General features: G+C 65.9%; 9 protein-coding genes. 2 read left to right on the top strand and 7 right to left on the bottom strand.

Going from position 1 to position 8972, the window contains the following annotated elements:
- The coding region (locus VN856_RS27440; RefSeq protein WP_325695175.1) for an aldehyde dehydrogenase family protein at positions 1-435 on the top strand (435 nt) is incomplete at its 5' end.
- 16 nt (positions 436-451) lie between these two features.
- Entirely contained in the window at positions 452-901 is a 450-nt protein-coding gene (locus VN856_RS27435; protein ID WP_325695173.1) for a DoxX family protein, read from the top strand.
- A 3-nt stretch (positions 902-904) separates the two neighbouring features.
- Here VN856_RS27435 and VN856_RS27430 read toward each other — a convergent pair whose 3' ends face one another.
- From VN856_RS27430 to VN856_RS27400, 7 genes are all read right to left on the bottom strand, one after another.
- Complete coding sequence (locus tag VN856_RS27430; protein WP_414687067.1) at positions 905-2020, bottom strand: epoxide hydrolase family protein; 1116 nt, start codon at positions 2018-2020, stop codon at positions 905-907.
- Between the two features lie 79 nt (positions 2021-2099).
- Positions 2100-2333: a hypothetical protein gene (locus VN856_RS27425; protein WP_325695169.1), complete on the bottom strand. Its 234-nt coding sequence runs from the start codon at positions 2331-2333 to the stop codon at positions 2100-2102.
- 60 nt (positions 2334-2393) lie between these two features.
- Positions 2394-3254 carry a TIGR03619 family F420-dependent LLM class oxidoreductase gene (locus VN856_RS27420; RefSeq protein ID WP_325695167.1) on the bottom strand — a complete coding sequence of 287 codons (861 nt, stop codon included), beginning with the start codon at positions 3252-3254 and terminating at the stop codon, positions 2394-2396.
- Positions 3251-3862, bottom strand: coding sequence for a PaaI family thioesterase (locus VN856_RS27415; RefSeq protein ID WP_414687066.1), 612 nt, complete (start codon positions 3860-3862; stop codon positions 3251-3253). The genes VN856_RS27420 and VN856_RS27415 overlap by 4 nt, the downstream gene beginning before the upstream one ends.
- Before the next feature lie 123 nt (positions 3863-3985).
- Positions 3986-6958 (bottom strand): bifunctional [glutamine synthetase] adenylyltransferase/[glutamine synthetase]-adenylyl-L-tyrosine phosphorylase, encoded by a 2973-nt coding sequence (locus VN856_RS27410; protein ID WP_325695164.1) that lies wholly within the window; start codon positions 6956-6958, stop codon positions 3986-3988.
- A gap of 54 nt (positions 6959-7012) precedes the next feature.
- Positions 7013-8350 carry a glutamine synthetase family protein gene (locus VN856_RS27405; protein ID WP_325695162.1) on the bottom strand — a complete coding sequence of 446 codons (1338 nt, stop codon included), beginning with the start codon at positions 8348-8350 and terminating at the stop codon, positions 7013-7015.
- Between the two features lie 48 nt (positions 8351-8398).
- Positions 8399-8972 (bottom strand): alpha/beta hydrolase (locus tag VN856_RS27400; RefSeq protein ID WP_325695160.1); only part of this gene is annotated, 574 nt, incomplete at its 5' end.

Genomic DNA, 8972 nt, shown 5'->3' with positions numbered 1-8972 from the left:
CGCGTGATGGGCTTCATCGACGAGGGCAAAACCGAGGGTGTCGAGGTGGTCACCGGCGGCCACCGCCTGGACCGCAAGGGTTACTTCGTCCACCCGACCGTGTTGACCAACGTCGACCCGGCCATGCGGCTCTACCAACAGGAGATCTTCGGCCCGGTGGTCAGCATCCTGCCGTTCGACGACGAGGACGAGGCCGTGGCGATGGCCAACGACACCACTTACGGCCTGGCGGCCACCGCTTGGACCCAGGACGTCGGCCGTGCCCATCGGATGCTCAAGCGCCTGCATGCCGGCAGCGTCCAGGTGAACTGCCAGTTGGTCTTCGACCACGACGTACCCTTCGGCGGCCACAAGCAGTCCGGCTGGGGCCACGAGTTCGGCAAAGAGGGCATCGACATGTACATGAAGACCAAGTCGGCCTGGATTCAGCTCTAGGCACTATCGTCTGCGCATGGCGCAAAATCTCGAAGCGCGGCTGAACTCGTATTGGCCGACGGCCTTGTCAGTGTTTCGGGTGATGTTCGGGTTGCTGTTTCTCAGCCACGGCCTGTCCGGGCTCATCGGCTGGCCGGCGGCGGGTCATGTCGCGCCGGTAGGTCAATGGCCCGACTACTACGCCGGCTGGATCGAAGCTGTCACCGGTGCGCTGATCACCCTCGGCCTGTTCACCCGGCCTGCCGCCTTCCTGGCTTCAGGGGAAATGGCGTTCGCATACTTCACCGTCCATCTGCCGCATGGCTTTTTCCCGATCAACAACCACGGCGAGGACGCCGTGATGTTCTGCTTCGCTTTCCTGTTGCTGATCTTCGCCGGCGGTGGTCCCTACGCGTTGGACGCGCACCGAAGTCGGTGGCCCATGCGCCGGGGCCTGTCGAGCCGCCGAAGTCGATTGCGGCGCTGAGCTTTATCGTACCGTCGCGAAGAACGCCCGAACGTCGTCGACGAACAACTCCGGCTGCTCGAAGGCGGCGAAGTGCCCGCCGCGTGGCATCGTCGTCCAGTGCGTGACGTTGTAGGCGGCCTCGCACCAGCTCCGCGGGGTACGCAGGATTTCCTTCGGAAACGCGGCGACTCCAGTGGGCAGCTCGACACGGCCATCGGTGACAAACCTGTTGAAGCTCTCCCAGTACAGGCGGGCTGAGGATGCGCCGCTGCCAGTGACCCAATACAGCATCACGTTGTCGAGCAATTCGTCTTTGGTGAGCACATTCTCGGGATGCCCGTCGCACTGCGACCACGCCCAGAACTTCTCGACGACCCACGCCAGCTGCCCCACCGGCGAGTCGACCAGTCCATAGCCGAGCGTCTGCGGCCTGGTGGACTGCTGTTTGGAATAGCCGGTGCCCCACTTCCGATGCTCCACGTACGCGGCCAGCGCCTGCTGGTCGTCCTCGCTGACTTCACCGGAGCCGGCGACCGGCTTGGCGATCGGCATGTTCAAGTGGATCCCCACGCAATGACCGCCGTTGCGGCCGATCTGCGTCGTCACCGCCGCACCCCAGTCACCACCCTGCGCGCCGTAGCGGTCGTAGCCGAGCCGGCCGACCAGCGTCTCCCAGACCTCGGCGATCTTCTCGACGCCCCAGCCGGTGCCGGTGGGCTTGCCGGAAAAACCGTAGCCCGGCAGCGACGGGCAGATCACGTGGAAGGCATCCTGCGCGCGGCCCGACGGCGGGTTGACCAGCGGCTCGATCACCTTGTGGAACTCCACCACCGAACCGGGCCAGCCGTGGGTGATCACCAGGGGCAGCGCGTCGTCGTGCGGCGACCGCTGATGGATGAAATGGATGTCCAGCCCGTCGATTTCGGTGACGTACTGGTCGAAGCGGTTCAGCGCGGCTTCCCGCGAACGCCAGTCGTAGCCATTGGCCCAGTAGTCGGCCAGCTCGCGGGTGTAGCTCAGCGGGATGCCCTGGCTCCAGTCGTCGACGGTCTCCGCCTCCGGCCATCGGGTGCGCGCCAGGCGCTCCTTGAGATCGTCCAGAACGGCGGCGGCGACGTCGATGCGATACGGCCTGATTTCCGGCATGGCTCTCATCATGCAGGCAGCGACGATCGCCGGCTGTCACCAGGTCCGGGGTGATACCTCCGACACCAGGTCACAGGATGTGCCGCGGCGACCTGCCCATGTAGTAGCCGGTCGGGAACGACATCTCGATCACCCGGAGTTGATCGTGAGCTTTCGACTCGAGCTCGAGGACAACGCAGCTCTCATCGAAAGATTTCGACTCCAGGACGATGTAGTGCTGACCGCCGCCATGGACGTCGGTAATCGGGTCACCTGACCGCAGTGCCTCTACGGGCACCAGCTCGGGATTTCCGTGTAGCTCCACCCCCGTCACGTTAGGGCATTCACGGACGAGTGGGAACGCTTTTTCGTCCACCGACTCCGATCACCCGTCGAGAGCGAGGTCCTTGCGGAATCGCTTCATCCCGTCGACCTTCTCGGCGAGCGTGGCATCCGCCCCGGAATAGAACATCCACGGCATCGTGATGATGCCGGTGATGCCGGCGTCCTCGGCACGCTGGTAATGGGCGATGGTGAATGCATCGGTCAGCGGCGTAAGAACAGTGAAATCGTCCATCGTCAAACCATTTTCGGCTCGCAGTTCACGCAACCTGGCCACCGACGCGATAGCGTGATCGGTGTTGATCAGGTCGCCGATCCAACCGTCGTAGCGCGCGGCGCGGCGCAACGCGATTTCACTGAGCCCGCCGACGTAGATCGGTATCCGCGGCGGCGTCGGCTGCATCTCCAGCTTCGGGGTTTGATAGAACTCGCCGTCAAATTCCGTCCAGTCCGGCGACCACAGCGTCCGCATCAGGTCGAGCATCTCGTCGGTGCGTCTGCCCCGTGCGGAGAAGCGTTGCTCCATCAGGTCGAACTCTTCTTCACACCAGCCGACCCCGACGCCGAGCTCGATGCGCCCGTCGGCGAGATATGCCGCCGTGCCAATGGCTTTGGCCGCCGAATAGGGATTCCGCATGGCCGGGATGTAGACCGTGGTGACGAACCGCAGCCGCGTGGTGACCTGCGCGAGCGCGCCGGCGAGCACCCAGGGGTCGGGCCATTCAGTGAACGCTTGCCAGCGCCGCTGCCCGTCCTTGGTGTAGGGATACGGGGTTTTCAACGTCTCCAGATTGACGATGTGGTCGGGGATACCGATGCCGTCATAACCGAGGTCGTCGGCGGCCTTGGCGATCTCGACGATCTCGCGGGTATTGAGAAATGCGCTGCTGACGTAGAACTTCATTCGGCATCCCGCGCCCACGATGGCTTGATGAAGATTCCTTCGGCCTCGACGGTGATTCCCTCGGCGTCGGAAAGATGGCCGGAGACAAAGGATTTGATGCCTTCGGTGCGCTCCACCCCGGCTTCGGCGCGAAGCCTGCCCAGCGGCGTGCCCCGCACGAATCGCAGGGTGAGCGTCCCGGTGAACAGCGGTTTGGTCAGGCCCTGACTGGCGGCTTCGCCGAGTACGTGGTCGAGCACTAGCGCGCACACGCCACCGTGCACCAGCCCTGGCGGCCCCTCGTATGCCCCGCCAAGGGTGAACTCACTCCAACATTGGGTGTTGTCGTCGTTGTGCTGGATGACGAGCGGCGGCGCGATCGGGTTGCGCAGGCCGATCACCGCGTTGGTCCAGACGATGGGCCGATTTCCCACCGCGTGACGCACCACCTTCGTTTCATCGCGCTGTCTGCTACGCAGCGCGTCCGTGGCGGCCTGGATCGCGGCTCTCGCGGCGTCGATGGCATCCTGGTCGGCCTCAGTGCGGATGGTGGCGTCGATGAGTTCGCGCACTTCTTCGGTCAGCGGGCCATACAACCCGGCCAGCCGATCGTGCTCGTCGCCGCTCATCACCTCGTACGTGGGGATCTCCACCGAACCCGCCTCCTGGCCTAGTGGCGGGCGTTCTTGACTAGCCGGCCTATCTGTCTTTACTAACACCGAGTCATTCGGCGTACCGCGGCCGGGGCTGGCTTATTCGTCGAAGATCTTGTGCACGACGGCTTTTGCGCGCCGAGTCACCCGCAGATAGTTGTCCAGGAACTCGCCGCCGTCCCCGTTCTTCGCCCAGCCGGCGGCGACGGCAACGGTGTTGAGCAGGCGGCCGGGCCCGGGCAACTGGTCGGTGGGCTTGCCGCGAACCAGCACCAGCGCGTTGCGGGCCCGCGTCGCGGTCAGCCATGCCTCCCGCAACAGGGCCGCGTCTTCGGTGGTGATCAGGGCGGCCTCGGCGGCGGCGTCCAGGCTCGCCAGCGTCGAGGTGTTGTGCAGCGCAGCGATCTCGCTGGCATAGCGCAGTTGGAGCAGCTGCACGGCCCATTCGATGTCGGCCAATCCCCCGCGTCCCAGCTTGGTGTGGGTTTTCGGGTCGGCGCCGCGCGGGAGCCGCTCGGAGTCGACGCGCGCCTTCATCCGCCGGATCTCGAGGACCGCCTCCGCCGACACTCCACCGGAGGGGTAGCGCGTCTTGTCGGCCATGTGCAAGAACCGCCGACCCAGATCAGGGTCGCCTGCCACCGCGTCGGCCCGCAATAGCGCCTGGATCTCCCACGGCTGGGCCCACTGCTCGTAGTAGGCGGCGTACGACGCGAGGGTGCGGACCAGCGGACCGCTGCGACCCTCGGGGCGCAGATTGGCGTCGACCTCCAACGGCGGGTCGGCGCTGGGGGTCCCCAACAGCGCGCGAATCTGCTCAGCCACGGTGACCGCCCAGCGCACCGCGTCGGAGTCCTGCACCCCGTCGGCCGCCTCGCAAACGAACAGCACATCGGCGTCGGATCCGTAGCCCAGCTCGCGGCCGCCGAGCCGGCCCATCCCGATGACGGCGATGGCGGCCGGCGCGTCGCCGCTTCCCGGAAGGTTGGCCCGAATCACCGCCTCCAGGGCGGCCTGTAAAACCGCGACCCAGACCGCGGTGAGCGCGGCACACACGTCGGTGACGTCGAGCATGCCCAGCAGATCGGCCGAGGCAACACGGGCCAGCTCACGCCGCCGCAGCGAACGCGCAACCGCGATGGCCCGAACCGGATCGCTTTGCCGACCCGCCGAGGCCACCAGCGCACCGGCCACCGCCTCGGGGTCGACCTCGAGCAGCTTGGGGCCCGACGCGCCGTCGCTGTAGTTCTGGACGACCTCCGGCGCGCGCATCAAGAGTTCGGGCACATAGGCCGACGTTCCGAGCACATGCATCAGTCGCTTGGCGACCGAGGGCTTATCGCGCAGCGTGGACAGATACCAACGGTGAGCGACCATCACCTCGCTGATCCGGCGGTAGGCCAGCAGACCGCCGTCCGGATCGGGGGTATCGGAAAGCCAATCAAGCAGTCGGGGCAACAGCACCGACTGCACCCGGCCACGGCGGCCGCTCTGGTTGATCAACGCGGACAGGTGGCTGAGCGCGCTTTGTGGAGCCTCGTAGCCGAGTGCGGCCAGCTGGCGCTCCGCGGCCGCCGGCGTCATTCCCTGGGCGAACTCCAGGCCTTCCGGCACAAGCGATTCCAGCAGCGGCTGGTAGAACAACTTCGCGTGCAGCCGGGATACCCGCATGTGGTGACGTTTCAGTTCCTCGCGCAACACGCCCAGCGCGTCGTGGGTGCCGTCGGGCCGCACATGAGCCGCCCGGGCCAGCCAGCGCATCGACTCCTCGTCGTCGGATGCGGGCAACATGTGCGTGCGCTTGAGTCGCTGCAACTGCAGGCGATGTTCAAGCAACCGGAGAAATTCGTAGGAGGCAGTCAGATTGGCCGTGTCGTCGCGACCCACGTAGCCGCCGGCGCCCAGTGCGGCCAGCGCATCGACCGTCGACGCCACATGCAGCGACTGATCGTTACGGCCATGCACGAGCTGCAAGAGCTGCACCGCGAATTCGACGTCCCGCAGCCCGCCGCTGCCGAGTTTGATCTCGCGGGTGCGCACGTCGGCGGGCACTAGTTGCTCTACCCGTCGCCGCATGGCCTGGACTTCGGTGACGAAATCCTCCCGCTCGCAAGCATTCCAGACCATCGGCATCAACGTTTCGATGTACTGCTTGCCCAGTTCGGCGTCGCCGGCCGCGGGCCGGGCTTTCAGCAACGCCTGAAACTCCCAGGTCTTCGCCCACTGCTGGTAATAGGCGATATGCGAGTCGAGGCTGCGAACCAGCTCGCCGTGGCGGCCTTCCGGTCGCAGGCCGGCGTCAACCTGGAAGAAGGCGTCCGAGGCCAGCCGCATCATCTCGCCGGCTATCCGCGCGGACACCTGATCGGCGGGTTCGGCAACGAAGATCACGTCGACGTCGCTGACGTAATTCAGTTCGCGCGCACCACATTTCCCCATGGCGATGACCGCAATCCGAGGCGGCGTGGCGTCCCCACACACCGTGATCTCAGCGACGGACAGCGCCGCCGCCAACGCGGCATCGGCCATGTCGGCCAGGTGGGCGCCGACGGCCCGAAAGGACAACACCGGCTCGTTTTCGACGGTCGGCGCCAGATCCAGCGCGGCCAAAACCAACAGCCGGTCGCGGTAGTGAGCGCGCAGCCGCCACACCACCGAGCCTGCGGCGGTTGGGGGTTCAGATACGCACTCGGCAAATCCGGCGCGCAGTTGTTCGGTCGAGGGCAGCTTCACATCGCCCCGCAACAGATGCCACGACTGCGGGTTGGCGACTAAGTGATCTCCCAACGCCAGCGACGATCCGAGCACACCGAACAGCCGGCCGCGCAGTCCGCGATCGGTGGCCAGTGCCGCGTTGAGCTCTGCCCAGCCGTCGCCGAGCGCCTCGGCCAGCCGGATCGTCGCGCACAGGGCGGCGTCGGCGTCTGGTGCGCGCGACAGCGACCAGAGCACGTCGACGCATCCTTCGGTATTCCAACCCAGCTGAGCCAAATTCGCGTTTGCGCGGTCGTCGACCAACCCGAGTCGGCCCACACTGGGCACCTTCGACCGTTCGGTTACGGGCTGATTCACGCCCTCGACGGTAGCGCAGATCGACCCGGTGTTTGAGCGGGCCACCGAGACCGGCTACAGCGAAAGATAGGTCTTCAGCTCATAGGGCGTGACGTGACGGCGGTAGTTCGCCCACTCTGCGCGCTTGTTTCGCAGGAAGAAGTCGAAGACGTGCTCCCCCAGCGCTTCCGCGACGAGCTCAGAGCCCTCCATCGCTCGCAGCGCTTCATCAAGGCTGGACGGCAGCTCGCGATAACCCATCGCCCGCCGTTCCGTGGCAGTGAGGTCCCAGACGTTGTCCTCGGCCTGCGGGCCCAGGACGTACCCCTTCTCCACGCCGCGCAGCCCGGCCGCCAGCAGCACGGCGAACGCCAGGTACGGATTGCAGGCCGAGTCGGGGCTGCGTACCTCGATGCGTCGCGACGAGGTCTTGTTCGGGCTGTACATCGGGATGCGGACCAAGGCCGACCGGTTGGCCGCGCCCCACGACGCGGCGGTGGGCGCCTCGCCGCCGAGCACCAGCCGCTTGTAGGAGTTGACCCATTGGTTGGTGACGGCGCTGATCTCGCTGGCGTGCTCGAGGATCCCGGCAATGAACGACTTGGCGACATCGGAAAGCTGCAGCGGATCGTCCGGGCTGTGGAAGGCGTTGACCTCGCCCTCGAACAGACTCATGTGGGTGTGCATCGCCGAGCCGGGGTATTCACCGAACGGCTTGGGCATGAAGGTCGCCCGCGATCCCTCGTTCAGCGCAACCTCTTTGATGACGTAGCGGAATGTCATCACGTTGTCGGCCATCGACAGCGCGTCCGCGAAGCGAAGGTCGATCTCCTGCTGGCCGGGCGCGCCTTCGTGGTGGCTGAATTCCACCGAGATGCCCATCGATTCCAGGGAGTCGATCGCGTGCCGGCGGAAGTTCGAGGCGCTGTGCACGGCCTGGTCGAAGTAGCCGGCGTTGTCGGCGGGGATCGGCACAGATCCGTCTTCGGGGCCGGGCTCCAAGAGGAAGAACTCGATCTCGGGATGCACGTAGCAGGAGAAGCCCAGGTCGTTGGCTTTGCCTAGCTGGCGGCGCAGGACGTGGCGCGGGTCGGCCCACGACGGCGAGCCGTCGGGCATGGTGATGTCGCAGAACATTCGCGCCGAGTGGTGGTGGCCGCTACGAGTCGTCCAGGGCAGCACCTGAAAGGTCGACGGGTCGGGATGCGCGACAGTGTCGGACTCCGAAACCCGGGCAAAGCCCTCGATAGAGGACCCGTCGAAGCCGATGCCTTCTTCGAAGGCACCCTCAAGCTCGGCCGGCGCAATCGCGACCGACTTGAGGAAACCGAGCACGTCGGTGAACCACAGCCGGACGAATCGGATGTCCCGCTCCTCCAACGTGCGGAGCACGAATTCCTTTTGTCGATCCATATCTGGAACAGTAGGCATTCACCGTTAAGTTTGTGTTACCGACGAGGCTTAGCACCTTAAGTTTCCCGGCGCGACGCCGTCGACCAAGTAGCGCACCACCGCGCCGTCCACGCAGTCGTTTCCGTTGAACGTCACCGTGTGTTGGGTGCCTTCGAAGGTGATCAGGTCAGCGCCGAGTTGATGGGCCAGATCGACCCCGGCCTGATAGGGGGTGGCCGGGTCGTGGGTGGTGGACACGACGACGACCTTGCCGGGCGCTACCGGCGCGGCCGGATGCGGCGATGACGTCGCGGGCACCGGCCACAATGCGCACAGGTCGCGCGGCGCATGGCCGGTGAACTCTCCGTAGGACGTGAACGGCGCGACCTGACGTATCTGCCGATCGGTGTCGGCCCACACCGCCGGATCGGTCGGCTCCGGCGCATCGACGCAACGGATCGCGTTGAAGGCGTCCTGCGAACCGTTGTAGTGCCCCTTGGCGTCGCGGCCGTAGTACTCGTCGGCCAGCGTCAGCAGATCACCGGGATCGGTGCCGCGGCGCAGACCGAGCAGGCCGCTGGTGAGGAATTTCCAGAATTGCGGGGTGTAGAGCGCGTTGATGGTGCCCGTGGTGGCGTCGGCG

Origin of the sequence: Mycobacterium sp., assembly GCF_035603715.1 — a bacterium.
In the GTDB taxonomy this organism is placed as follows: domain Bacteria; phylum Actinomycetota; class Actinomycetes; order Mycobacteriales; family Mycobacteriaceae; genus Mycobacterium.
This window is presented reverse-complemented; position numbering and strand designations above follow the sequence as displayed.

Excerpts from the sequence above, each read along its gene's own strand:
- VN856_RS27435 (WP_325695173.1), top strand. The coding sequence starts at position 452 with ATGGCGCAAAATCTCGAAGCGCGGCTGAACTCGTATTGGCCGACGGCC.
- VN856_RS27405 (WP_325695162.1), bottom strand. The coding sequence starts at position 8,350 with ATGGATCGACAAAAGGAATTCGTGCTCCGCACGTTGGAGGAGCGGGAC.
- VN856_RS27415 (WP_414687066.1), bottom strand. The coding sequence starts at position 3,862 with ATGAGCGGCGACGAGCACGATCGGCTGGCCGGGTTGTATGGCCCGCTG.
- VN856_RS27420 (WP_325695167.1), bottom strand. The coding sequence starts at position 3,254 with ATGAAGTTCTACGTCAGCAGCGCATTTCTCAATACCCGCGAGATCGTC.